Here is a 24,215-nt window from a genome sequence, read left to right as displayed (position 1 = left end):
TATATTGCTAAAATTAAAATACTAAAATTAAATGTCGTTTACCGCTGATTAAGCACCGGTAGTATATCTAAGAATGTACCGCAGAGGTACTGCGGATTATAATCACTTAAACTCTCCCCTTGGTTATAACCATAAGTCAACGCAACCACATCTATCCTGGCTGCTTGCGCCGCTAAAATATCACTTTTTGAGTCACCGATCATAATTGCTTGGCTCGCTTGTACATTTAATTGCTGACAAGCAAACAACAGTGGCTCAGGTGACGGCTTTTTAGCCATATCATCACCACATACTATTACATCAAAATGACTTGTTAAAGCCAACTTATCAAGTAGCTTTTCAGTGAAGCGTCGTACTTTATTAGTTATTAACGCTTTTGGCATACCGCGTAATGCCGCCAGACCTGTTTCTACGTGTTGATATAATACGCTGTACTCGCCGACCTGCTGTTCATAGTGACCATAGAAAAGTGCAATCGCTTTATCGGCAAGTGCTGTGTCTAAATGCTCACTGACTTGCATATCACCACTTAAACCACGCTTCACCAAAGTCTCAATGCCATTACCAACCCAACTTTCAACCAAGCGTTGGCTAACAATTGGGAAAGCTAGATCAGATAGAGTCAGATTCATCGCTATATATAAATCATAAACGCTATCAACTAAGGTGCCATCTAAATCAAATAAAGCAGCTTCGTACTTCATTACTTAACACCTTGTAATTGCTCACGCATTTGATCAATAACCGTTTTATAATCAGGCTGATTAAAAATAGCAGAGCCCGCAACAAACATATCAGCACCAGCTTGGGCAGCAGCACCAATATTATCGACTTTAATACCACCATCAACTTCTAAACGAATTGCACGGCCTGAATCATCAATAATTTTTCGTGCTTGGCGTAACTTTTCCAAAGTATGAGGAATAAAACTCTGTCCGCCAAACCCTGGATTAACCGACATAAGTAAGATCACATCGAGTTTGTCAATTACATGCTCTAAATAGCTTAAGCTCGTAGCTGGGTTGAATACTAAACCCGCTTGACAGCCGTGATCTTTGATCAACTGTAAAGTGCGATCTATATGCTCACTTGCTTCTGGATGAAAAGTAATAATGGATGCGCCAGCTTCGGCAAATTGCGGGATCAAGCTATCTACCGGTTTTACCATTAGATGCACATCAATTGGCGCTGTAATACCGTAATCTCTCAACGCCTTGCAAACCATAGGGCCGATGGTTAAGTTTGGCACATAATGGTTATCCATGACATCAAAATGGACCACATCCGCACCTGCGGCTAAAACACGATCAACATCTTCTCCTAATCGCGCAAAATCAGCTGATAAAATTGACGGAGCGATTAAATATTTTGGCAAAGTATCTAACATAAACAAACCCATAGATTCGATTGTGGCTAACTCTTTATGAGTCACAGCCTAAATTGCATGTATGTGCCTAATGTAACCCAAATAGCGAAGATCCCCAAGGATCATCCCAATATAGAACATATGCTCTATTGCAGATATCTAAAGAGCAATTAAAAAACAACTTTTTTAAAACATTACATTTACCTTAAGCTATTAATTATATTAAACATTTATATTTGTTAAGTATAAATTAAGGTTGTTATTTAAGCATTCTTTATGTATGCTTGGGTAAGTCATACCACTTTGGGTTAGATAAAATGCGTGCTTTTAAAACTGGGATCTTAATTGCTACTGTTGTCACTACTTTAACAGTAACCTATTTTTCTCAAAATGATGATGTAATCATCGCTGCCAATCATTGCCAAAACAATGCAGAGGTTATCTCTGTCGTACCTGTTCACTGTATGCACCTTGAACAAGAGTCTAGTTGGATGTCTTGGATCACTGGCGACAGCCGTAGTGCACAATTTCATTACTTAGATTTATTAGAATTGCTTACCAGCTCAGATGAACCAAAAAAAGCACGCTCACTTAGCCCGCACTTTTAATTAAATGCGACAACTACTCGATGCTCTACAAAGTGTCGTAGCGGCTTTTTTTGGTGTGCAATCTGAAAAAAAGCGCCAATCTGACTTCAAACAACACTCCCCATTGAGTATTATTCTCATCGCTATTGTTTTATTTGTATTTTTTGTAGCCGCTATTTATGGCGTGGTGACTTGGGTGCTAAATACATAGCCATTAGTTCATTTACTTTATTGCGTGAACCACCTTTTGGGCTGATAGTCCGCTTTACTTGAATTTCATTCAGCGTTGCTTGACTGTATATTTTTCGCGTCCAGACAGTATCATGGTTCGAAATCAATACCGGTGTCTTTTGCTCAAAGGCTGCTTGCTCAGCTAAGTTCGCTAAGTTCGCTTGATCATCTAAATTAAAGCCCCCTTTAGCATAAGAGGTAAATGACGCTGTTTTACTTAAAGGCACATACGGTGGATCGCAGTAAATTACCGCATTGCTGGGTACTAGCTTAAACACATCATCATAACCTAGACAGGTAAATGTGGCTTGCTGCGCTTTCTCAGCAAAAAAGTACATTTCTTTTTCAGGAAAATAAGGACGTTTATACTTACCAAATGGAACATTAAAAATTCCCTTCAGATTATAACGACACAAACCATTGTAGCCATGACGATTCATGTACAAAAATAAAATAGCACGCTCATAAATGTCATTACTTTGATTAAACTGCACACGGTAATCATAGTAAGCATCAGCATGGTTATTAATATCTACAAACAGTTTTTTTGCATCACTTATAAATTCATCTGGCGAACTTTTTAATTCGTTATAAAGATTGATCAGATCAGCATTTATATCATTTAAAATATAATGCTTAAAATTAGTATTTAAAAATACTGAACCAGCACCCACAAACGGTTCAACTAATGTGTCAGCATGCTTGCTCGCTAGATTCAAACGGGCACTAATATCTTCAACTAAGCTGTATTTTCCGCCGGCCCATTTAAGGAAGGCTCTGGTCTTTTTCTGCATCGGCTCTTTACTTCAAACGTGTGTATCGCAATTTTACACTAATCAGTACTAATTTACTGATCTAGTAATGCAATTTCTTGTTTTATTTTGGCAATTTTTTTATAAAAAGGCTGATTTTTACGAACTTGCTCAGGTAGGCTTGGTAACACAGCGCGCGCTGCTTGCATACTTGGATAATTACCATAGGTGACAACCCACCACAGCTTTCCATTGCGCCATGTTTGGTACACTTTAGCATTTGCTTGTAATTGCTGTTGGGCAATAAATTGCTCACTAACAGACTGCTGAGTAACGGCTAATAATTGAATAACTACATTGTTGTCCGTTTGTGATAAATACCACGCATTATCTGCTGGTAATTCTGCAATCGAAACGTCGATTACCTTGCTTGGTTGTTCAACAATATTTACTGGATCTTTCTTTTGCTCACTTATGGCTAAACTATCTAAAATAGCCGCTACGTTATTTTTATGAGTGGCAGAGGATGACTCAATTACATCAAGCCCAATTGCATCAAGCTCAATTGGTGTATCGTTGGCGATAGCATTAACTTTACTACTCTTTGTTTCAATACTTTCATCTACAAGCAACTGCTCACTATCCGTATTATCGGCCAATGTAATTACATCTGTGTTCTGTCTATCCTCAGCACCTGATTTAAACGTGTTAACACTTAATGCGGTAGGAATTGCTTGCTCAGGCTGCGCCTGATAAACGTCTTTCCACCAACGAGTCATATCTGACTGGTATAAAAAACCAATAATCAATAACATAATAATCAGCATTAATGTTACTAAATGAATTGGCCATGATGGCTTCGCTTTTGGTTCAACTTTTGCGCTATGCAGGGTCGGCTCCCAAGCTAAGAGTAAACTAGGATTACCGTGAGTTTCATGCAAAAAAGTTTGAAAAACAGGATCTTCATTTATCGGGAGATCTTTAAAATACCAGCTCATAAGCTGCTTACTTTCAGCAATTGATAACGCTTCAAGATGAATTTCTACACTGCTACTAAATTGTGCCACAACCTGTGTGGCAACTAAGATATACAACGTAGTGGGACTTTGCTTTGCAAGTTTAACTAACTCTTCAGCCATTTCATCTGACAGGTGTCTTCCACCATCGAGAACCCATAAACACGCACCACAATTTTGCTGCTTCGCAAGCTGATAAAAATTCTCTGACAAACTAAGGTTTTGATCTATTAATGGTGCACGAAAGCTCTGTTCAAGTAATTCACCCATTAATTGAACGTCGGTCATTCGAGCCGATAGCTGAACAAATGCTTTATTAAAGTCGCTATATTTATCTGTAATGAAGGTTTCTAGAAGGTAACTTTTACCAAGCCCTGAAGAGCCTAGCAGAGCAATAAGACTTTGCCCGTATTCAAACTGAAGGGCAATACGATCAACCAAAGCCGCACGGCTTGGTAAGATTTGCGATTGCATTAGCGCCCTATTAAATCTCGGACTTGCTGATCTGAGACATCATCAACCAATGCACATTGGCCAAATTGAGTAGGTAAAATAAAACGAATAGTCCCTTTTTTATTCTTTTTATCTTTACGCATATGATGCAAAAAGTGCTCACTGGTCATAATCTCAGGGATCACAACAGGTAAATTATACTTGGTAATCAAGTCACACACTCTTGTCACTTCTTGCTCGGTTAAATCACCTCGCGTATGTGCAAGTTGCACAGCTAATACCATACCTGTCGCTACAGCTTCGCCATGTAGCCACTGTCCGTACCCCATTTGAGCTTCAATTGCATGAGCAAATGTATGACCCAAATTAAGTAAAGCCCGCAGACCTGCTTCTTTTTCATCTTGTGCAACTATTAACGCTTTGATTTCACAACAACGAAAAATAACATGCTGAATTGTTTCTTCATCCAAAGCTTGTAACTGAGCAACATTGTTTTCTAAAAAACCAAATAGCTCAGTATCGTAAATTAAACCATATTTTATGACTTCAGCCATACCGGCTGCAAACTCACGAGCAGGAAGTGTATGCAATGATTTAGTATCGATAAACACGGCTTGTGGCTGATAAAATGCCCCAATCATGTTTTTACCCAAAGGATGGTTAACCGCTGTCTTACCGCCAACTGATGAATCAACTTGCGATAGTAATGTAGTTGGTACTTGAATAAACGGAACACCGCGTTGATAACACGCAGCAACAAAGCCAGTAAGATCACCTATAACACCACCACCAAGAGCGATTAAACAGGTATCTCTGCCACAATTATTTTCAAGTAGGAATGCTGAAATTTTCTCAAACCATTCTAGTGATTTATATTGCTCACCATCTGGAATTATAAAACTTAGCGGATTTAAATCAGCTAATAACGCCATTGCATCACTTAAGTATAAAGGTGCAATGGTGTCATTAGTGATAATGATAGGTCGACAATCACCAATATGATGAAGTAGCCTGTCAGTCTGTTGAAGTGCAGATTGACCAATATAGATAGGATAACTTCGCTCGTCTAAATTAACAGTTAATTCAAGCATCGCTAGTATCCTTTCTTATTGGTATTTAAAAATCTAATTTCTCAATGATTTGATTAGCAACAACTTTAGCGCTTTGCTCATCAGTGCGTACAGTAAAATCAGCAACTTCTTTATATAACGGTTCGCGTTCTTCAGCTAAGCGCTCTAATACATCACGAGGTGCTTCTTCTGTTTGCAGTAATGGGCGACGCTTGTCGCGCTGCGTGCGTGCAACTTGCTTTTCGATAGGTGTCTCTAGGTATACAACGATACCTCGAGCCGAAAGCTTATTTCGAACTTCTTTACTCATCACGGAACCACCACCAGTAGCAAGTACAATACCTTGCATTTCGGTTAAGTCACCAATGACGCCTTCTTCACGAAGTCGAAAGCCTTCTTCACCTTCAAGATCGAACACCCAGGCAATATCTGCACCGGTACGGCGTTCGATTTCTTGATCAGAATCGACAAATTCAAGGTGCAATTGGTCAGCAATGTGACGACCAATTGTGCTTTTGCCAGCCCCCATAGGACCAACTAGAAATATATTACGTTTCTCAGCCATATCTTTTAGTACAAACGAACTCTAAAATTTGAAATAAAACCCCGCCTAACGACCTGGCCCCAAAATTAAGGAGGGGATTATCTCAGTAATTGATTAGGTATTTCAAGTCAAATAGAACAAAAAGCCAACTAACGAGCAATTAAAGTGAATAAATGCTCATTGATTAAGAAAAAACCGACCAAAAATAGGTTCGGCTAACATTTTGCGGTTAAAAAACATCCAACCCAAAGTGCTTTTATTGTGGTGTGATACCTAAGCCATAACTTTTCTATGGCTTAATAACACAATATTTCCACCATTCTCTCTATTTTTACCCACATTTACATTTCAATATGGGTAAAAACATTCTCATATTATAGCCGTTTAAAATCCAAGTTGGTGAGTATTTAAGTACTCACCAACTAAAAAATAAAACGCTACAAAAATATTAAACTAACACAAGTCGAGAGCGAAATTAATCAACCTGAATCTTAGGTGTTACAAATATCAACAACTCTTTTTTCTCATTAAACTCACTGGTACTTCTAAACAATACGCCTAAATAAGGAATATCGCCCAATAATGGTACCTTTTTGGTTGAATTAATGATCTGTTGTTGGAATATTCCACCCAGTACAATTGTTTGGCCATTTTCTACCAATACTTGCGTTTTAATTTGCTGTGTATCAATAGCAACCGCTTGGCCTGTTCCCGTCTGTACTGTATCACCACGTGTATCTTGGGTAATTACTAAATCGAGTATCACTTTATTATCTGGTGTGATGTGAGGCGTCACCTCGAGACTTAGTACTGCCTTTTTAAATGTTACGGTTGTTGCACCACTTGAAGCTGATTCGACATAAGGTATTTCAGTACCTTGTTCAATCCTCGCTTTTTGTTGGTTTGCAGTCGTAATACGTGGACTTGCGATAATCTCACCGCGATTCTCTTCTTCCAACGCCGTTAACTCTAAATCTATCAAAGTACCATTTGCCAGTTTAGCAACGTGCATACCAATACTGCCCGCTGGGTTCGCAATAGGTAAGTTGATATTTAAGCGATCGGATACACCTGGTATTGTGCCATTAGAAATTGTATTAGCGCCTTCTAAAGTCCCTGAAATACCATCACTGCCTTGCTGATCACTGAATCCCCAACGAATACCCAAATCTTCTTTTACATTATCACGCACTGTTACCATACGAGATTCTATTAAAACCTGCCTTACTGGGATATCTAGCGTTTCAACCATTCGGCGAATACTTTCAATACTACCAACCGTATCTTTAATTAGAAGCGTATTAGTACGCTTATCAACAGATACACTGCCGCGCTGACTTATAATACTGTTAGTATCCGTTTTTAATAAATCAGCAAACTCTTCTGCTTTTGCATAATTTAAACGAATGTACTCACTGTATAACGGCTCTAACTCTTCAACTTGTTGCTTTGCTTTAAGCTCTTTCGCTTCACGCTCTGCAAATTCCTCTGATGGAGCAACCATTAAGATTGAACCATCCATACGCTTATCTAGGCCCTTAACTCTTAAGACTACATCTAAGGCTTGATCCCAGGCAACGCCATCTAAGCGCAAAGTAATATTTCCCTCAACAGAATCACTCGTTACCAAGTTAAAGTCGTTGTACCCTGCAATAATTTGCAAAACGGCGCGTACTGAGATGTCTTGAAAATTTAGAGTCATAGGACGACCCTGATATTCCTTGCCACCATCTAAATATGAACGTTGAGTATTATCTTTTTCTACACTTAAAGTAAGAATGTTTTCTATTTGTTGATAAGTAAATTTAAAAGCTGCATTAGGTGCAACCACCATTCTACTTACACTACCTTCTTTAAATGTCTCAATTGAGCTGACGACCGTACCAAAATCAAGCACATCTAACTCATACAAAAGCTCATCGAGAATATCTGTATGATGGAAGTCTACAATAATCTTACCACCACTTTCATGTACATCAACAGCCGCTTGAGTATCCTTTAAGAAGACAAGAACGCGCGCCTCCCCTTTTTCGCCACGGCGAAAATCAATCGATTGAATACTGTTTATATAACTACCATTGGCGTCACTAGCCTCACCTTCTGGAGTCGCCTCTATTGCTAAAGGGTTATCTGAAACATGCAGTGATAAAAGGTTATCTTTTACTTTGGTTTGATAAATTTTTAATCGCTCTAAGTGAACAGTAACAACTAAATTACCATCAGTGGCAACACTGCTTACTTTCACAATACCTGACTGGTTGATTTGCACGTCACCAAGATCATCGTCAACATCCATTGCGTTAAAACGCATTTCAATGCGAGCTGGGTTATTAAACACCTGAACTTTAGGTGCTTGTTTTAACTCTTCGTCAAATACTAGCTGTAATTCCGTTTCTCCAGCTAATAAAGGATTATAGCGAATATCATATAACAGCGGTGCTGCGATCGCCGACTGTGTTATAAAAAGGGCTACAACAACAAACATGACATGATGAATGCGACGACTCCAAGATACTCCCTTATACATTTTATTTTTACCTTTTTGATTTTTAACTCGCGTCATTCTTTGGCGCCTCTAACATTTCAAGCTTCGTCAGGCGCTCTTTCCAACAACCAGACCCATCGGGAATTAATTCTAACAATTCTATAAAATCACTTTTAACATTTTGAACTTCGCCATGATACAAACCTAAATAATCCCCAATAGTCACTCTATGCAAGGTTTCGTCTGCGGCTCTTATTAATGCCCACATTTCACCACTTGACCCCAATGTTCCTTTCATCGCTAAATTATCCAAAGGATATTTTTCTAAAGGTTCACGCATACGCTTTGGATCTGGGTGTAGGCAGTTTTTTACTTGTATCATATTATTTTGAATAATTTCAGGCTGTGGTGCAACAAAAGGACTACGTAGTTGTCGCGAGTTATATTCAAAATGCTCAAACTGAATTAGCTTAGGGATTGCCTCAACTTTTGGCGTTGTACTGGCTTTAACCTGATCAATGAACTCTTTTTGTTCAGAGGTATCATCATTACATGCTGTGATCAGTGCGGTGGCAAAAAAGATAAGCGCTAACTTTTTCATTTTTTAGCCCCTACTTTTTTGGGGTCACTCTCGTAGCGGTATGTTTTCGCTACAACACTAAATATTAGCTTTCCTGAGCTAAAACTATTAACAGAAAAGTCATGTAGGCTTACAATACGCGGCAGTTGAGCTACCTTTCCGACAAAGTCTCCAAATTCGTGATAAGTCCCTACCACTTCAATTTTAATCGGTAACTCGGTATAAAATTCTTTTTCAACTTCTGGTAGCCAACCAATTTTTAAAAAGGTTAAACCACTTGTAGTGCCTACATATGATAAGTCATCTAGCAAACCAGGCGTTTCATTCGAGGTGGGTAATCGCTTTAAAAGTAGAGAGAACTTCTCTTCCATTTCAACCATTTGTTGGCGATAAATTTCTAAATTGCTGGCTACAGCGTACTTAACACGATAAGTACTTCGCAGCTCAACTTCTTGCGAAACAGAGCTATGATAACTGTCAATCTCATCAGAAACTAATAAACTGTAGCTAAAAAACAAGACTAAGGCAGCAATAAATGCACAGCAAATTATTTTCACTACAATTGGCCAATCACCAATGTTTTCTAATTCGATCTCATTCCATTCGATTTCTGTCAATGCTTTGATATCAAGGCTCATTGCTTTACCTCTCCGATTTTATCAAAGGCTTTTACATAAAATTCCATATTAAAATCACTCAACAGACGTGATGACGTTTCACCCGCAACAATACCTTGCATGGTGGGCTTTTCTAATAAATAGGAGCCTTGCACTTCGCGTAGCATTGTCGATAGACGATTATTAGATTCACTACGCCCAACCACATGAATTGTATTACCGCGGCGCTCTAACTTCGTTAGATAAACTCCGGCTGGTACAATTTTGGCAACTTCATCCATAATTTGGGTGCCAAGATTTCGGTTACTCTGCAACTCTTCAATTAGTCGCATACGCTGCTGCAAGCTTTCTTTCTTTTTATCTAACTCTCGTATTTCACGAATCCGCATGTCTAACTGAGTTATTTCAGTACTTAAATAGTTATTCTTAATATTTTGACCATCTCTAAGATTGCCATAATACGTGCTCAGCATATACATGCTCAAAAAGCTCACAAACACCACCAAAAATAAGATCGTAGCAAACTTGTTTTGTGATTGCTTTCGTTGCTGTTCACGCCATGGCAGCAGATTTATATGTGGCATGATGAAAAACTCCTTAATGCCAGTCCTGTTGCAATTGCAAACTGCGTACGATGACGCTTGAGCACATTGCGGTCAACTTTAGGTGAAACATCCATATTTTCAAAAGGCTCAGCAACAATAGTATGTATACCTAACTCTTCAATTAACAATCTATCAAGACCATCTATCATGGCTGTGCCACCAGTCAAAACAATGTAATCTATTTGATCTTTGCCACTGGTGGTTAAAAACATTTGTACCGCACGTCGAACTTGCTGTAACAACGAAGTTTGAAAAGGCGCTAGAACCTCAAAGGTATAATTAGGTGGTAAATCCCCCGTTGTTTTACCTATCTCGGCCTCATCAAAGCTTTTGTTATAGTAAGCTACAATACTATTAGTGTATTGATCACCACCAAAAACTTGGTCTCGCGTATAAATTGTTTCACCGCCGAGCACCACGCTGACCAACATCAACACCGCACCTATATCAACCACAGCAACACATTTGTTAAATGCATCACTTGGTAGTTGTTGATAATAAACGTCCATAGCACGGCTTAATGCGTAGCTTTCAACATCTACAACCTTGGCAATCAAACCTGCAGTCTCCAGTGCACCGACCCTCGCTTCAACACTCTCTGTTCGAGCTGCTGAAAGCAATACGTTCATTTTTGATGGGTCTGCTTCATTGGTTGCCAGTTTTTCAAAATCAAGGCTAACTTCATCAAGTGGATAGGGAATAAGGCTATCTGCTTCTATTTCTATCTGTGATTCCAGTTCGGCATCACTGAGCGTAACATCCATAAAAATCACTTTCGTGATAACGGTTTGCCCAGATACTGCAACCGCTGCATATTGAACAGCTTTAGGCAATTTGCGCTTTAATTTATTTATAATGTTCCCAATAGCTTCAATATCTTGAATGCTACGTTCGGACATTGCGCCTTTGGGCATGGGCTCAATTGCTAACGCCTCTAGCCGATAGCCACTGTCCGTTTCATTCAGTAACACCGCTTTGATAGCGTGTGAACCGATGTCTATCCCTATCATCACAGATGACGACTTATTAAAGAGTTGGCTTAACATGTTTGCAACTTTGCCTTTGTTTTAATAATAAACAAGTTATAATTTTTGTCTGAAAAAATATTATTCATTTTTTAATCAATATATACTATCAGTCTACGATTCTAATTGGGAGTCCATTTCGGGAAAATATACGTGATTTTATTCAAACGAACTTTACAATTTTTTATCATTTGCACATTTCTTGGGCTTATTACTTTACTAAGCCTTTATTATTACGTTAAATCTGACATCCCCAGTGTGCAAGTTTTAAAAGATGTACAACTGCAAACACCGATGCAAGTTTTTTCTCGCGACGGACTGCTCATCAACCAATTTGGTGAAAAACGACGTATTCCCGTTACGATAGATGAGATCCCTCAACCATTAATTGACGCACTTTTGGCTACTGAGGACTCCCGTTTTTACGATCATATAGGCATTGATCCTATCGGTATCGTACGCTCAGCGCTAGTGCTTGTTTCAACTGGCGAGAAAAAACAAGGCGCAAGTACTATTACAATGCAGCTTGCTCGTAACTTTTTCTTAACAAGAGAAAAAGCCTATATTCGTAAAGTTAAAGAAATCTTCATTGCACTGCATATTGAGAACTTACTAACCAAAGATGAAATACTTGCTTTGTATCTTAATAAGATTGAGTTAGGCAATCGTGCTTTCGGTATTGGTGCTGCAGCTCAAGTATACTACGGAAAAGAACTGAAGGAATTAACTTTAGCACAAATGGCGATGCTAGCAGGTTTACCAAAAGCCCCTTCTGCCTTAAACCCTATTCGTAATCCTGAACGTGCTAAAGCTCGACGAAACGTTGTACTTGGCCGAATGCTTGATGAAAAACACATAACGCGTGAACTCTACGAAAGTACGATTAACGAGCCAATTACAGCCCGTTTCCATGGTGCTGAGATTGAGTTATACGCACCTTACATCTCTGAAATGGTACGCGCAGAAATGGTCGAACGCTATGGCTATGAACGCGCTTACAACACTGGTTTTAAAGTTTATACCAGCGTTGAGTCTGATGTACAAAAAGCAGCTCAAACAGCAATTGTTGATAATTTACATGCTTACGATATGCGCCACGGCTACCGAGGTATAACGCAGTTACTGTGGGATTTTGAGACTCAAACCGCATTAAGCCACGCTGATATTATAGATAAACTCAAATCAGTAAAGGAAATTGGCCCATTACTGGCAGCAGCCGTACTGAGCGTTGATGAAAAAACAGCAACTGCGTTACTCAAAAATGGCGAACAAGTGACGCTTGATTGGGATGGTTTAAAATGGGCGCGTAAATACATTACGCGCTACCGCCAAAGTTTTCCGCCTAAAAAAGTAAGCGATATATTCAACCCAGGCGCGCAAATTTGGCTTCGCAAAAATAAAGACAATAGCTATGTACTTAGCCAACTTCCTGAAGCATCAAGTGCATTAGTGTCTTTAGACCCTAATGATGGCCGAATTAAGGCCATTGTCGGCGGCTATAGCTTTGAACAAAGCCAATATAATCGTGCAGTTCAAGCAAAACGACAAGTCGGCTCAAATATTAAACCTTTCATTTACTCTGCTGCGCTTGATAGTGGTTATACGCTGGCCTCAATTTTAAACGATGCGCCAATTAATCAGTGGGATAAAAGCCTAGGTGTTGCATGGCGACCTAAAAATAGCCCTGCGATATATAATGGTCCTATTCGTATTCGCCGCGCCTTAGCACAATCTAAAAACGTTATTTCAGTGCGTTTATTACGTGGTGTTGGTTTGCAGCGTACAGCGGATCATTTACTTAAGTTTGGTTTTCAAAATACAGATATCAATCGCAGTGAATCTTTGGCATTAGGCAGTGCTTCAATAACACCGATAGAACTTGCCCGTGGTATGAGCGCATTTGCAAACGGTGGCCATTTGATTTCACCCTATTTTATAAGCGAAATCCAAGACTTTACTGGTGAAGTACTATTTAAAACTGAGCCTTTGTTAACCTGTGATGCTATAGAAAATGAGCTATTTGCAGATCAAACGTTAACAACGACACAATTAAATCAACACGACCAAAATAACGCAGATATACCCGCCCTCCCCCGCTGTGCTCCGCGTGTCATTTCTAAACAAAATGCATTCTTAGTTGCTGACGCTATGAACAGCGCTATATGGGGTGGTGGCAGTTGGAGTCATAAAACAGGCTGGAGTGGTACAGGTTGGCGCGCACAAGCATTAGATCGACGCGATTTATCTGGCAAAACTGGTACAACCAATGACTCTGTTGATACTTGGTTTAGTGGTTTCAATCGAAACGTATTAACAACCGTTTGGGTAGGTTTTGATAATCCAGGCAATCCACTTGGACGCTCAACTTACAACAATAACTTATCCAGTGCTCAAATCTCCGGTGCTGAGTCTGGTGCAAAAACAGCACAGCCTGCATGGGTTGATTTTATGCGTGTAGCGCTTGATGGTAAGCCTGAGGCGCCGATCGAACCGCCTGAAGATCTAGTGTCGGTACGTATCGACTTAGCAACAGGACTATTAAGTAAAAAGAATGACTACACTAGCCGCTTTGAATATTTTGATAAAGGTACTGCACCTACTAAATATGTACTGCAAGATGTAGAAAATATATTTGAAGAAGACACAAAAACGGAAGAAGAGCTATTTTAAACAGAATATAGTCTCTTTTAAACTAAAAAAGCGCCAACTTGGCGCTTTTTTGTTATGTTTCTCATAACTCTCATAACTTAACTTGGCATCACTTTAAGTTTTGTACTAACCAATATAAATCAGAATGCACACCCGCAGCGGTGACTTCTTTACCTGCGCCGGGGCCTTGAATAACTAACGCATTATCGCTATACCACTGGCTGTTAATCACAAAAATATTATCGCCTGGAGTTAAATTAGCAAGTGCATCGCCTTGTGTTGCATAGGCTAAACCAACTTTAGCCGTTACTTTGCCACCAAGAATTGATAATGCGCCAGTGTAGCGCAGTACTTTATTATCTTTGGCCGCGTCTTGCGCTTTTTCAGCAATAAAATTATCAAGTAAGTGTTTTTTATCCAAGAATGACTGCCAATCCCCTTGTGCTAACTCTGTAGGCATTAACGGTGTTAATGCGATATCATCTAACTCAAGCGTAAGTCCAAGCTCACGCGCTAAAATAAGCAACTTGCGCTGCATATCGCGACCAGATAAATCTTCGCGCGGATCAGGCTCAGTAAAGCCCATCTTCTGCGCTTCTAATACTAAATCTGAAAATGCTACACTACCGTCATAGCTACTGCACAACCAAGATAAAGTACCCGAAAAAACCCCTTCGATATGAGTAATACAATCGCCACTGTTTTGTAAATCAGCTAATGCGAAGTTAATCGGTAAACCGGCACCCACACTGGTGTTATAACGCCACAATAAGTTACGCTCAGCTAAGTTTTGACGCAAACTTTGATACCAGTCGTTATTTGCTGTACCGGCATATTTATTAGCACTAATCATATGACAATCTAAATTAACAAACGCAGGGTAAAGCTTACTAAACGCTTCACTCGCTGTAATATCAATCACTACTTTATGTTCGTAATCTAATTCACCAATATGTGCTAACAGATCTGCTTCTTGGTAGTCTACAGCCTCGTTTTGCCATTGCGTTTGCCACTGTTCAAGTGTTATACCACTTGGGCTAAATAACATAGAACGTGAACGCAATAAACCAACGAGCTTGACACTAAAATGCTGCTGTAAGCGATTAAGCTGCTGACTTAATTGATCAATAAATACCTCACCTACATTACCAATACCAGCAACAATGATCGCGAGCTCTTGACCTTTATTTATTAACTTGTCATGCAGTAATGTAAGTACATCGCTATCAATAGATTGATCGGTAAGCAGTAATAAATAATCATTATCTTGATGACTAAAACGCGGCGCTAAACTTTGCTCACTCAGCACCTGCGTTGCTTGCTCAAGTAACTGAGTTACATCATTGCGTGGCGCAACAACCGCACAACCATGTAAATTTGATTCTATAATATTAGCTCGCCCTTGCAGGTGGCTGACGACTTGATGCGTCGCTTCTGCTGGTACTAATAGGTATGTATCGCCATTTTGAATAAAATGATGCAGGCTATGTTGAATTAACTGACTTAACTCTCCCACTTCACCAGCACGAAGCTGATCAATGCGCAGTAAATCAATATTCTCCAACGTCGTAATAAACCGTTTAGCTTTACTGTAACCTTCTTTAACAATTTCTGTGGCACTGGCATCCGTATCATAACTACTGCGTACCACTAGTTTTATGTCGGTATTTTTCAAAGGTGATAACGTCTTAGCATGTAAAACAGGGTTACCTAAACGCGCAAGTAAATTAGCTTGACCACGACAGACCTTAGAATACTTAAGCGCTTTTTTAACTTTACGCGGATCAGTACTAAATACACCTTGCGTGTCGGTCCAAATTGACACCTGATTAGCATGACAGTAACTCCCTAATAAAGTGGCACTGTAATCACTGCCATTGCGCCCGAGAGTAATCGTATTGCCCTGACAATCTGACGCAATAAAACCGGTTACAACATTAATACAGTTAGCCGAAACCAAGTCTGCACATGCTTGTTGATTTTTTTGGTGCAGCAACTGCCCGTCATTAAGTGTAAATAACTGGCGCGCATCAATATCTTTCGCCTCAAGTCCTAGTTGCTGTAAATAAGCAGCCAATAAACGGGCTGACCATACTTCACCGTGAGCAAGCAATGAAGCTTCCTGTAAGCTTTGCTGTTGAGCTTGCAGTGCTATTAAGGCTAACTCTTGCTTTAACACATCAATTGCGTCGTATTGCGCTGTTGGGCTTAATAGCTGCTCAATCAAAGTACGCTGATGATTATCAAGCTGTAATAAAATATCACTTACGGCTTGTTGATCACCTTGCTGATAACTTTGCCATAACTTAACCAACGTATTGGTTGTTTTACCTGCTGCCGACACAACGACACAGTCACCTGCTTCGGTGTGTGCTAAAATAATATTTGCTACGGCTTGATAACGCTCCGCGGAGCTTAAGCTTGAACCGCCAAATTTATGAACTATATTTACCATTTTCTATTACCACAAAGCCGTATGTGCAGGCGTTAATTTGAATGAATTTGTTTGCTCTGTACTTTGCTGCGTCGAGTTACTCTTAGTAGTCGTCGAACTACAATTACCTTGGCCTGGCTTAACTTTGTTAAACACACGTTCTAAATCAGCAACTAAGTCTTTTACATCTTCAATACCCACCGAAATTCTGATCAACGTATCACCCACACCCGCCTCTAAGCGAGCTGTTGCATCCATACCAGCATGAGTCATCGTTGCAGGGTGACATATTAGGCTTTCTACACCGCCTAACGATTCCGCTAAACTGAATTCTTCTAGGCTCGTTAAAAATGCTGCTGCATCATTTACATCACCAGCAATATCAAAACTTACCATGCCACCAAAACCACGTTGTTGTTGTTTTGCTAACTGATGTTGTGGATGAGATTCTAAACCTGGGTAATATACTTGGCTCACATAGGGTGAACTTTCTAAATATTGCGCAATGATAAAGGCATTTTCTTGGTGCTGACGTAAACGTACATTTAAAGTCCGCAGGCCACGTAATGTTAAATAACTATCAAATGGTGCACCTGTAATACCAATATTATTTGCCCACCAAGCAAGCTCGTCACCCAGCTCTTGTGTTGCTGCAATGACAGCGCCGCCAACAACATCGGAGTGGCCATTAATATATTTAGTGGTTGAATGCACAACAATATCAACACCAAATTCAATTGGATTTTGTAAGGCCGGTGATAAAAACGTGTTATCTGCGCCAACTAAAGCGCCGCACTGCTTTGCAATTGTCGTAATCGCTTTAATATCAGTTAAACGTAAAATTGGGTTGCTTGGTGTTTCAATCCAAATTAGCTTAGGTTTAATCTCAAGTATTTTTTGATGGTTTTCAGCGTTTGTTAAATCTAGAACCACTAATTTTAATAAGCCGCGCTTTTCAAGCGAAGTAAACAAACGGTAGCTGCCGCCATAACAATCATGTGGAATGACTAACGTATCATCACTATTTAGTAGTTGTGTTGCTAAATGCACTGCCGCCATGCCGGTAGCAGTTATAATGCCTTTGGCACCGCCTTCAAGCTTTGCGAGTGTTTCGCCAAGTAAATCACGATTAGGATTACCGCTACGGCCATAATCATATTCGCGCTTAGTATCAAAATCGGCAAATGAATAGGTGGTCGATAGGTGGATAGGAGGCACAACAGCACCGTGATGTTTATCAGCATCAATGCCATTACGTACTGCGATTGTCGCTTTATTTTTTTTGCTCATACCGTCACCTATATTAACTGGATGTTTAGACGTCTAAAAGGTTAGATGATCAAATTTAAGAAGTCAAAACATTTATACCCCTAGATGGCTAAATAACTAGTATTTGACTATCTTTTTTAAAACGATAGAATTTCCGCATCTTTGCGCTACAAAATGGTCGCGCAAACAATTAACAACCTGAGGCAACGATACATCTTATGGCTAAATGGAATGGTGAATATATTCACCCATATGCAGAACACGGGAAAAAATCAGAACAAGTTAAGAAGATCACCGTTTCGATCCCGTTAAATGTATTAAAGGTTTTAACTGATGAGCGTACTCGCCGTCAAATTAATAACCTTAGACATGCAACAAATAGTGAATTACTTTGCGAAGCATTTTTACACGCATTTACTGGCCAACCATTGCCAAACGATGAAGACTTACGTAAAGATAATCCAGAAAAAGTACCAGAAGAAGTTAAAAAGATTATGCAAGAGATGGGTTTAGAAGTGCCTATCCTGAATGAAGACTGATCTTCACCTGTAAATAACGTGCACCTGTTTCAGGCAATGATTTGGATACAAAAAAACCTCAATTCAGTGAATTGAGGTTTTTTATTGCCAAATAGTGCCTATTACGCCATATAGTTTTCAGGCATATCAATTTGTGCAACACCTGAATCAATAGCCGCTTGCGCCACTGCTTTTGCAATGCGCGGTAATAAACGCGGGTCCATTGGTTTAGGGATAATATACTGTGGTCCAAATTCAAGTTTATCAACACCTGCTGCTTTTAATACTTCAGCAGGCACTGGCTCTTTAGTAATACTGCGAATTGCCTCAACTGCGGCAATTTTCATTTCATCATTTATTTTGCTCGCACGTACGTCTAATGCACCACGAAAAATAAACGGGAAACACAACACGTTATTTACTTGATTTGGATAATCAGAACGACCCGTTGCCATAATCAAATCATCGCGCGCACCATGAGCAAGCGCAGGTGCAATTTCTGGATCTGGGTTTGAACATGCAAAAACAACTGGCCTATCAGCCATCAGCTTAAGATCTTCCGGTGCAAGCAGGTTCGGTCCTGATACACCAACAAATACATCAGCATCAGCAATAACATCTTGCAAAGTGCGCTTATCTGTATTGTTAGCAAACAACTGTTTATATTCATTTAAGTCATCACGACGCGTATGAATAACACCTTTACGATCAAGCATATAAATGTGCTCACGCAATGCGCCACACTTAATTAATAGCTCCATACATGCAACAGCGGCCGCACCGGCACCTAAACAAACGATAATCGCATCTTCAATGCTTTTACCCTGCACTTCAAGTGCGTTAATCATACCCGCAGCAGTTACAATAGCTGTACCGTGTTGATCATCATGAAACACTGGAATACTACAGCGCTCAATCAATGCTTTTTCAATTTCAAAACACTCTGGGGCTTTAATATCTTCTAGGTTGATACCACCAAAAGTATCAGCAATATTTGCAACGGTATTGATGAAATCTTCTGTGGTTGTGTGTTTTACTTCAATATCAATTGAGTCAAGGCCAGCAAAGCGTTTAAACAACAAAGCTTTGCCTTCCATAACTGGTTTTGAAGCAAGAGGTCCTAAATTACCTAGGCCTAAAATAGCAGTACCATTGGTAATTACTGCAACCATATTACCTTTGCCAGTATATTTATAAGCATTAGCTGGATCTGCGGCAATTTCACGCACAGGCTCAGCCACACCAGGGCTATAAGCTAGAGCGAGATCTTGTACGGTTTCGGCTGGCTTAGTAAGCTCAACACTGATTTTTCCTGGAACGGGGTGCGAATGGTAATGTAAAGCTTGTTCACGAAAGTCTGACATAACGCGATTTTATCCTGCAAGTAAGTTAAAAGTGAGAGTAAGCAGTTCTATTCTATAGTCTGTATCTTGGAACGATACCTATATTATAATTAAATTCAAGCAATATCAGGTCTATCCTGTTATAAGCTAGATCTGTTAATTTTATGCGTTTTATCGACCAGTTTTGTAAAAAAACCTCAAAATCCAGCAATAACACGCCAAGAAAGCATCAAAAAACCTGTTCTAAAATCATCTAAATAGTACTTTATTACACCTAAAATACACATTCCCTATAAAAGATATAAATATACGACGTTAGCGTCATTTAGGCTCATTAAATGACTTTTTATCAACATAACATCAATTAATTAAACAAAATATATTACTGAATATAGTTAAAATCTAACTGTTTGTCTGTTATTTAGTGGCTATAGTCACTATAAAAACTAAAAATGATGGTTACTTTAGGCAGGGGTAAAAAAGGGTGAATTTAACCGCTGATACTTGGGCGTGTTGTCCTTTGTGGATTGAAATTTGTTCAATCTAGGGGCGATTTAATCGCGGCGCGAGGTTTGGAATCGAGTGGGCTAAGTAAAAACCGAGCAAAGCTTCCGCGTCCTGCTCACGCCCCTTGCCTACCTCCATGTAGGTAACAAAGAGTTAATCGCCCCAAGGAATAACTCTTTAGGCAGCGCATGTTTGGCATTTATACTGCGTTATCGCCTATTTATGGGGAACACCACACTGCATAGGCGCTGCCTTGCTTAAATACCAAACATGCTGCAAAATTAATCACGAAAGGTCACACGCCCTAACCAGTTTTAATTAAATTGCAGGCATAAAAAAAGCACCCTAAGGTGCTTTTTCCGACACAACAGCAATAATTACTTGCTGCTAAGTGCACCGAAACGCTTGTTAAAGCGATCAACACGGCCACCAGTGTCTAAAATCTTTTGCTTACCAGTGTAAAACGGGTGACACGCAGAACATACGTCTAGGTGAATGTCTTTACACAAAGTAGAACGAGTTTCGAACTTATTTCCGCATGAACAAGATGCTGAAATTACTTCGTACTTAGGGTGAATACCTTCTTTCATAGAAACCTCTAGTTAAGGCCGCATCGCTCTCCAAACCCGAAGTCTGGCACCATACGTCGTTAAAATCAAAATAATTAGGACGCGTATTCTAAGCAACAACCCTGCCTACGACAAGCTTTAAATACATTATTTGCTAATAATATAAACAAAAAAAATAAACAGCCTATTTGCTGGTAGGCTTTTTTCTGCAATTTTAGTACATTATCACTCTTACTTGCTTTTATTTGAGTTGTTATGAGTTTTGTTGAAGTTGCTATAAAGGTGCCATTACATCGCACCTTTGATTATCGCCTACCTGAGCAACTTGATGGGTTGAATTCACAGCTACATGTTGGCTCACGCGTATTAGTCCCTTTTGGTAATCAACGAAAGGTTGCGGTGGTTTTAGCACTTAAAGACACAACCGAGGTGCCTTTAAATAAAATAAAAAGTATTTTTGAAGTTATTGACGACGCGCCAATATTAACCACAAGCCACCTAGATCTATTACGATTTACTGCTCGTTATTATTGCTACCCACTAGGTGAAACAATCCATATAGCGTTGCCAAGTGCACTACGCCAAGGCCATTGCCCTGATAAAACGAGTATTTCTATGGTCGCGTTAACTGAAAAAGGCGCCAAACTTCCTTCGTTAAAAGCAAAAAGCCAATTAAATTTACTTAAACAATTAGCGCAATCAGGTAAATCATCCTTAACAGAATTAAAAGCGTTAGGGTTTAATAAAAAAACCATTGATAGTCTGATCAGCAAAGAGCTCATTAATCAAAGCATTGAGCACGACAACTTGTGGCAGCAGCAAGCACCAACAGTCGGTACTAAACCAACGCTGAATAAAGAACAAGCAGTCGCCTGCACAGCAATAAATCAAAGCACTGGCTTTAATAGTTTTTTACTTGAAGGCGTGACCGGCAGCGGGAAAACAGAGGTTTACCTACAGTGCCTTGAAGAGGTGTTAAAACGCGCAGAACAAGCACTCGTATTAGTGCCTGAAATTGGCCTAACACCACAAACAGTCAACCGGTTTCGCCGTCGTTTTCCCGACACGCCTATTATGCTATGGCACTCAGCATTAACCGATAACGAACGCCTGCAAACCTGGCGATTTTGTGAAAAAGCCAGCTGCGCAATCGTAATTGGTACTCGTTCGAGCATTTTTTTGCCTTTTTTAAAACTTGGGATGATCATTGTTGATGAAGAACATGATAGCTCTTTCAAGCAACAAGATACCTTACGCTATCACGCTCGCGATTTAGCTGCGTATCGCGCTTTCCAGCATAAGATACCGCTCATACTCGGCTCTGCTACGCCAGCTCTAGAAACATTGCATAAAGCGATTAATAATAAATATCAATTACTAAGCCTTACTCAGCGCGCGCAAACCAGTACCGACAATAAATTTCAATTGCTTGATATGAAAGGCCAACCAGATCAAGCAGGCATTGCACATGCAAGCCTTGCAACCATTCGCCAACACTTAAAGCGCAACAAACAAGTCATGGTTTTTTTAAATCGCCGTGGTTTTTCGCCCACGCTAATCTGCCATGAATGTGGCTGGTTAAGTGAGTGCACGCGCTGTAGCACTAGCGCAACCTTTCATAAAGCAATTGGTCAGATGATTTGCCACCACTGCGGTGAACAACACCCAGTACCCCATCAATGCCCTGATTGCGGGAGTACACAAATATTCCCTAACGGTAAAGGCACTGAACAAATTGAAGAATTTTTAACAGGTGAATTTCCAGACACACCGATAAGCCGCATCGATCGCGATTCAACACGGCGAAAAGGCAGCCTAGAAAAAGCCCTTGATGAAATTAACTTAGGCGGCTCACGCATCTTGGTTGGTACACAAATGCTCGCTAAAGGGCATCATTTCCCGGATGTAAGCTTAGTGCTGATTTTAGACGTAGACAGCGGTTTATATTCCTGTGATTTTCGTGCTACAGAACATTTGGCACAGCTAGTTACCCAAGTAGCTGGGCGAGCTGGACGCAGCGGGGAGCCTGGGCAAGTATTGCTACAAACTCATTTTCCTGAACACCCACTATTACAAGATTTGGTAAACAATGGTTATCAAGATTTTGCCCGCTTTGCGATACAAGAACGTGAGGACGCACTATTGCCCCCCATTACCAACATGGCAATTGTGCGAGCAGAAGGACACAGCATAAAACAAGTCGTCGATTTTTTAACAGATTTAGTTCCAGTGCATGGTCTAACTGGTATACAATTGCTAGGTCCAATTCCTGCTCCATTAGAGCGAGTAGCAGGTAAGTATCGTTTTCAATTACACATTCAAGCGCACGATCGCCCTCTTTTACACCAATATCTCGCGCAGATGGTCGATTATTTAAGCACCAGTAAATTAGCACAGAAGGTGCGCTGGAGCTTAGATGTAGACCCAATAGATATGATTTAAGGTAAGAAACAAAAAGCCATGGCACGACACGATTTTATCAATAAAGAACCAGGCAAACGTTCCAGTAAAAAACAAGCCCCACCAAAAAAGCCATTTCCAGTATTGTTAGTATTGCTAACTATGCTTCTTGTTGGTGGTTTTAGTTTTGGCCTGTGGTACGTAAAAAATAATGCAGATCCAAAACTTGTAGAGCAGCAGGCAAATCCAACGCAACCCACAGTAAAAGTTGAGCCCGCAAAACCGCGTCCCCCTGAGTTTATTAAAGAAATAAAAGAACACGAAATTCAAGTTGAAGTAAAAGAGCTTGAGCAAAAAGGTCCTTATGTCATGCAATGCGGATCTTTTAGAACCCATGGTCAAGCTGAAACCCTCAAAGCTAAAATTGCCTTTGCTGGTTTAATTGCTGAGATACGTGAAACCACTGGCACCAATGGTATTTGGTATAAAGTACGTTTAGGCCCCTATAAAACCAAGCGCTTAGCTGAAAGCGATAAAAACAAACTCAAGCGTAGCAAAATAACTGGCTGCGGAATTTGGCTTTGGACTTGAATTTAGCCCATTAACCCATATTAACTCATCATCAATCGCTTTTAACGAGTCGCCCCTGCGGCTCGATGATGAGGAATAACATGACCACTATTGTAAGTGTACGTCGCGGCGATAAAGTCGTCATTGGTGGCGATGGCCAAGTTTCGCTTGGCAACACCGTAATGAAGGGCAATGCCCGCAAAGTTCGACGCCTTTATAATGGCAAAGTGATCGCTGGTTTCGCTGGCGGCACTGCTGATGCCTTTACCCTATTCGAACGTTTTGAAAGCAAACTTGAAATGCACCAAGGTAACCTAACCAAAGCCGCAGTAGAAATGGCTAAAGATTGGCGAAGTGACCGCGCGCTGCGAAAATTAGAAGCCCTCCTTGCTGTTGCAGATTCAACCGCCTCACTGATCATTACAGGTAACGGTGATGTAGTGCAGCCAGAAAATGACTTAATAGCAATCGGCAGCGGTGGTAATTTTGCTCAATCCGCCGCCACCGCATTATTAGAAAACACCGATTTAAGTGCCCGTGAAATTGTAGAAAAAAGCCTAACAATTGCCGGCAATATCTGTGTATTCACAAATAACTTCCAAACCATCGAAGAATTGTAATAGGA

General features: G+C 40.1%; 22 protein-coding genes. 7 read left to right on the top strand and 15 right to left on the bottom strand.

The window, feature by feature from the left end; translation table 11 throughout:
- Positions 1-38: 38 nt before the first annotated feature.
- Positions 39-704, bottom strand: a complete 666-nt coding sequence (locus HH219_RS05490) for a phosphoglycolate phosphatase (RefSeq protein WP_169326858.1) — start codon at positions 702-704, stop codon at positions 39-41.
- The gene (rpe, locus tag HH219_RS05485; RefSeq protein ID WP_169326857.1) at positions 704-1,387 is read right to left on the bottom strand and encodes a ribulose-phosphate 3-epimerase; all 684 of its coding nucleotides are present in this window, start codon (positions 1,385-1,387) and stop codon (positions 704-706) included. Before rpe ends, HH219_RS05490 begins: the two co-directional genes overlap by 1 nt.
- 296 nt (positions 1,388-1,683) lie before the next feature.
- Between rpe and HH219_RS05480 the strand changes: the two genes are divergently transcribed.
- Both HH219_RS05480 and HH219_RS05475 read left to right on the top strand, forming a co-directional pair.
- Entirely contained in the window at positions 1,684-1,974 is a 291-nt protein-coding gene (locus HH219_RS05480) for a hypothetical protein (RefSeq protein WP_169326856.1), read from the top strand.
- A gap of 4 nt (positions 1,975-1,978) precedes the next feature.
- Positions 1,979-2,164 carry a DUF2970 domain-containing protein gene (locus tag HH219_RS05475; protein ID WP_082355688.1) on the top strand — a complete coding sequence of 62 codons (186 nt, stop codon included), beginning with the start codon at positions 1,979-1,981 and terminating at the stop codon, positions 2,162-2,164.
- Here HH219_RS05475 and HH219_RS05470 read toward each other — a convergent pair.
- The 9 genes from HH219_RS05470 to HH219_RS05430 form a co-directional block, all read right to left on the bottom strand.
- Complete coding sequence (locus HH219_RS05470; RefSeq protein WP_169326855.1) at positions 2,127-2,978, bottom strand: Dam family site-specific DNA-(adenine-N6)-methyltransferase; 852 nt, start codon at positions 2,976-2,978, stop codon at positions 2,127-2,129. The genes HH219_RS05475 and HH219_RS05470 overlap by 38 nt on opposite strands.
- Before the next feature lie 53 nt (positions 2,979-3,031).
- The gene (locus HH219_RS05465) at positions 3,032-4,426 is read right to left on the bottom strand and encodes an AAA family ATPase (RefSeq protein WP_169326854.1); all 1,395 of its coding nucleotides are present in this window, start codon (positions 4,424-4,426) and stop codon (positions 3,032-3,034) included.
- Entirely contained in the window at positions 4,426-5,496 is a 1,071-nt protein-coding gene (gene aroB / locus HH219_RS05460) for a 3-dehydroquinate synthase (protein WP_169326853.1), read from the bottom strand. Before aroB ends, HH219_RS05465 begins: the two co-directional genes overlap by 1 nt.
- A gap of 25 nt (positions 5,497-5,521) precedes the next feature.
- Positions 5,522-6,040, bottom strand: coding sequence for a shikimate kinase AroK (aroK, locus tag HH219_RS05455; protein WP_054204874.1), 519 nt, complete (start codon positions 6,038-6,040; stop codon positions 5,522-5,524).
- A gap of 454 nt (positions 6,041-6,494) precedes the next feature.
- Positions 6,495-8,582 carry a type IV pilus secretin PilQ family protein gene (locus HH219_RS05450; protein WP_169326852.1) on the bottom strand — a complete coding sequence of 696 codons (2,088 nt, stop codon included), beginning with the start codon at positions 8,580-8,582 and terminating at the stop codon, positions 6,495-6,497.
- Positions 8,569-9,105: a pilus assembly protein PilP gene (locus tag HH219_RS05445; RefSeq protein ID WP_054454778.1), complete on the bottom strand. Its 537-nt coding sequence runs from the start codon at positions 9,103-9,105 to the stop codon at positions 8,569-8,571. The genes HH219_RS05450 and HH219_RS05445 overlap by 14 nt, the downstream gene beginning before the upstream one ends.
- A complete protein-coding gene (locus HH219_RS05440; protein WP_169326851.1) occupies positions 9,102-9,722 on the bottom strand; it encodes a type 4a pilus biogenesis protein PilO in 621 nt (206 codons plus the stop codon). The genes HH219_RS05445 and HH219_RS05440 overlap by 4 nt, the downstream gene beginning before the upstream one ends.
- Positions 9,719-10,285, bottom strand: coding sequence for a PilN domain-containing protein (locus HH219_RS05435; RefSeq protein ID WP_054204878.1), 567 nt, complete (start codon positions 10,283-10,285; stop codon positions 9,719-9,721). The genes HH219_RS05440 and HH219_RS05435 overlap by 4 nt, the downstream gene beginning before the upstream one ends.
- A complete protein-coding gene (locus tag HH219_RS05430; RefSeq protein ID WP_169326850.1) occupies positions 10,273-11,352 on the bottom strand; it encodes a pilus assembly protein PilM in 1,080 nt (359 codons plus the stop codon). Before HH219_RS05430 ends, HH219_RS05435 begins: the two co-directional genes overlap by 13 nt.
- Before the next feature lie 132 nt (positions 11,353-11,484).
- Between HH219_RS05430 and HH219_RS05425 the strand changes: the two genes are divergently transcribed.
- Positions 11,485-14,001 (top strand): PBP1A family penicillin-binding protein, encoded by a 2,517-nt coding sequence (locus HH219_RS05425; protein ID WP_169326849.1) that lies wholly within the window; start codon positions 11,485-11,487, stop codon positions 13,999-14,001.
- An 88-nt stretch (positions 14,002-14,089) separates the two neighbouring features.
- Here the strand turns inward: HH219_RS05425 and metL are convergent, their stop codons facing one another.
- Together metL and metB are read right to left on the bottom strand one after the other, a co-directional pair.
- Positions 14,090-16,435, bottom strand: coding sequence for a bifunctional aspartate kinase/homoserine dehydrogenase II (gene metL, locus HH219_RS05420; protein WP_169326848.1), 2,346 nt, complete (start codon positions 16,433-16,435; stop codon positions 14,090-14,092).
- A 6-nt stretch (positions 16,436-16,441) separates the two neighbouring features.
- Positions 16,442-17,704: a cystathionine gamma-synthase gene (gene metB / locus HH219_RS05415; protein ID WP_054204882.1), complete on the bottom strand. Its 1,263-nt coding sequence runs from the start codon at positions 17,702-17,704 to the stop codon at positions 16,442-16,444.
- Between the two features lie 197 nt (positions 17,705-17,901).
- Here metB and metJ point away from each other — a divergent pair, with 197 nt between their 5' ends.
- A complete protein-coding gene (metJ, locus tag HH219_RS05410) occupies positions 17,902-18,222 on the top strand; it encodes a met regulon transcriptional regulator MetJ (RefSeq protein ID WP_054204883.1) in 321 nt (106 codons plus the stop codon).
- Positions 18,223-18,323: 101 nt separating this feature from the next.
- Here the strand turns inward: metJ and HH219_RS05405 are convergent, their stop codons facing one another.
- A complete protein-coding gene (locus tag HH219_RS05405; protein ID WP_054204884.1) occupies positions 18,324-19,565 on the bottom strand; it encodes a malic enzyme-like NAD(P)-binding protein in 1,242 nt (413 codons plus the stop codon).
- A gap of 863 nt (positions 19,566-20,428) precedes the next feature.
- Entirely contained in the window at positions 20,429-20,641 is a 213-nt protein-coding gene (gene rpmE, locus HH219_RS05400) for a 50S ribosomal protein L31 (RefSeq protein WP_054204885.1), read from the bottom strand.
- Between the two features lie 234 nt (positions 20,642-20,875).
- Between rpmE and priA the strand changes: the two genes are divergently transcribed.
- The 3 genes from priA to hslV all read left to right on the top strand — a co-directional run bounded on the left by priA (position 20,876) and on the right by hslV (position 24,210).
- On the top strand, positions 20,876-23,062 hold the full coding sequence (gene priA, locus HH219_RS05395) for a primosomal protein N' (protein ID WP_064435814.1): 2,187 nt from the start codon (positions 20,876-20,878) through the stop codon (positions 23,060-23,062).
- Positions 23,063-23,080: 18 nt separating this feature from the next.
- Positions 23,081-23,611 carry an SPOR domain-containing protein gene (locus HH219_RS05390; protein WP_054454770.1) on the top strand — a complete coding sequence of 177 codons (531 nt, stop codon included), beginning with the start codon at positions 23,081-23,083 and terminating at the stop codon, positions 23,609-23,611.
- Positions 23,612-23,691: 80 nt separating this feature from the next.
- On the top strand, positions 23,692-24,210 hold the full coding sequence (gene hslV, locus HH219_RS05385; protein ID WP_145238496.1) for an ATP-dependent protease subunit HslV: 519 nt from the start codon (positions 23,692-23,694) through the stop codon (positions 24,208-24,210).
- Positions 24,211-24,215 lie beyond the last annotated feature (5 nt).

Source organism: Pseudoalteromonas sp. NEC-BIFX-2020_015, assembly GCF_012952265.1.
Lineage (GTDB): Bacteria > Pseudomonadota > Gammaproteobacteria > Enterobacterales > Alteromonadaceae > Pseudoalteromonas > Pseudoalteromonas neustonica.
The sequence above is the reverse complement of the archived record's forward strand: the minus strand, read 5'-3'. Positions and strand labels throughout refer to the sequence as shown.

Bases quoted from the DNA above. Each gene is read 5' to 3' on its own strand.
- HH219_RS05490 (WP_169326858.1), bottom strand. From the start codon at position 704: ATGAAGTACGAAGCTGCTTTATTTGATTTAGATGGCACCTTAGTTGAT.
- rpe (WP_169326857.1), bottom strand. From the start codon at position 1,387: ATGTTAGATACTTTGCCAAAATATTTAATCGCTCCGTCAATTTTATCA.
- HH219_RS05480 (WP_169326856.1), top strand. From the start codon at position 1,684: ATGCGTGCTTTTAAAACTGGGATCTTAATTGCTACTGTTGTCACTACT.
- HH219_RS05475 (WP_082355688.1), top strand. From the start codon at position 1,979: ATGCGACAACTACTCGATGCTCTACAAAGTGTCGTAGCGGCTTTTTTT.
- HH219_RS05470 (WP_169326855.1), bottom strand. From the start codon at position 2,978: ATGCAGAAAAAGACCAGAGCCTTCCTTAAATGGGCCGGCGGAAAATAC.
- HH219_RS05465 (WP_169326854.1), bottom strand. From the start codon at position 4,426: ATGCAATCGCAAATCTTACCAAGCCGTGCGGCTTTGGTTGATCGTATT.
- aroB (WP_169326853.1), bottom strand. From the start codon at position 5,496: ATGCTTGAATTAACTGTTAATTTAGACGAGCGAAGTTATCCTATCTAT.
- aroK (WP_054204874.1), bottom strand. From the start codon at position 6,040: ATGGCTGAGAAACGTAATATATTTCTAGTTGGTCCTATGGGGGCTGGC.
- HH219_RS05450 (WP_169326852.1), bottom strand. From the start codon at position 8,582: ATGACGCGAGTTAAAAATCAAAAAGGTAAAAATAAAATGTATAAGGGA.
- HH219_RS05445 (WP_054454778.1), bottom strand. From the start codon at position 9,105: ATGAAAAAGTTAGCGCTTATCTTTTTTGCCACCGCACTGATCACAGCA.
- HH219_RS05440 (WP_169326851.1), bottom strand. From the start codon at position 9,722: ATGAGCCTTGATATCAAAGCATTGACAGAAATCGAATGGAATGAGATC.
- HH219_RS05435 (WP_054204878.1), bottom strand. From the start codon at position 10,285: ATGCCACATATAAATCTGCTGCCATGGCGTGAACAGCAACGAAAGCAA.
- HH219_RS05430 (WP_169326850.1), bottom strand. From the start codon at position 11,352: ATGTTAAGCCAACTCTTTAATAAGTCGTCATCTGTGATGATAGGGATA.
- metL (WP_169326848.1), bottom strand. From the start codon at position 16,435: ATGGTAAATATAGTTCATAAATTTGGCGGTTCAAGCTTAAGCTCCGCG.
- metB (WP_054204882.1), bottom strand. From the start codon at position 17,704: ATGAGCAAAAAAAATAAAGCGACAATCGCAGTACGTAATGGCATTGAT.
- metJ (WP_054204883.1), top strand. From the start codon at position 17,902: ATGGCTAAATGGAATGGTGAATATATTCACCCATATGCAGAACACGGG.
- HH219_RS05405 (WP_054204884.1), bottom strand. From the start codon at position 19,565: ATGTCAGACTTTCGTGAACAAGCTTTACATTACCATTCGCACCCCGTT.
- rpmE (WP_054204885.1), bottom strand. From the start codon at position 20,641: ATGAAAGAAGGTATTCACCCTAAGTACGAAGTAATTTCAGCATCTTGT.
- priA (WP_064435814.1), top strand. From the start codon at position 20,876: ATGAGTTTTGTTGAAGTTGCTATAAAGGTGCCATTACATCGCACCTTT.
- HH219_RS05390 (WP_054454770.1), top strand. From the start codon at position 23,081: ATGGCACGACACGATTTTATCAATAAAGAACCAGGCAAACGTTCCAGT.
- hslV (WP_145238496.1), top strand. From the start codon at position 23,692: ATGACCACTATTGTAAGTGTACGTCGCGGCGATAAAGTCGTCATTGGT.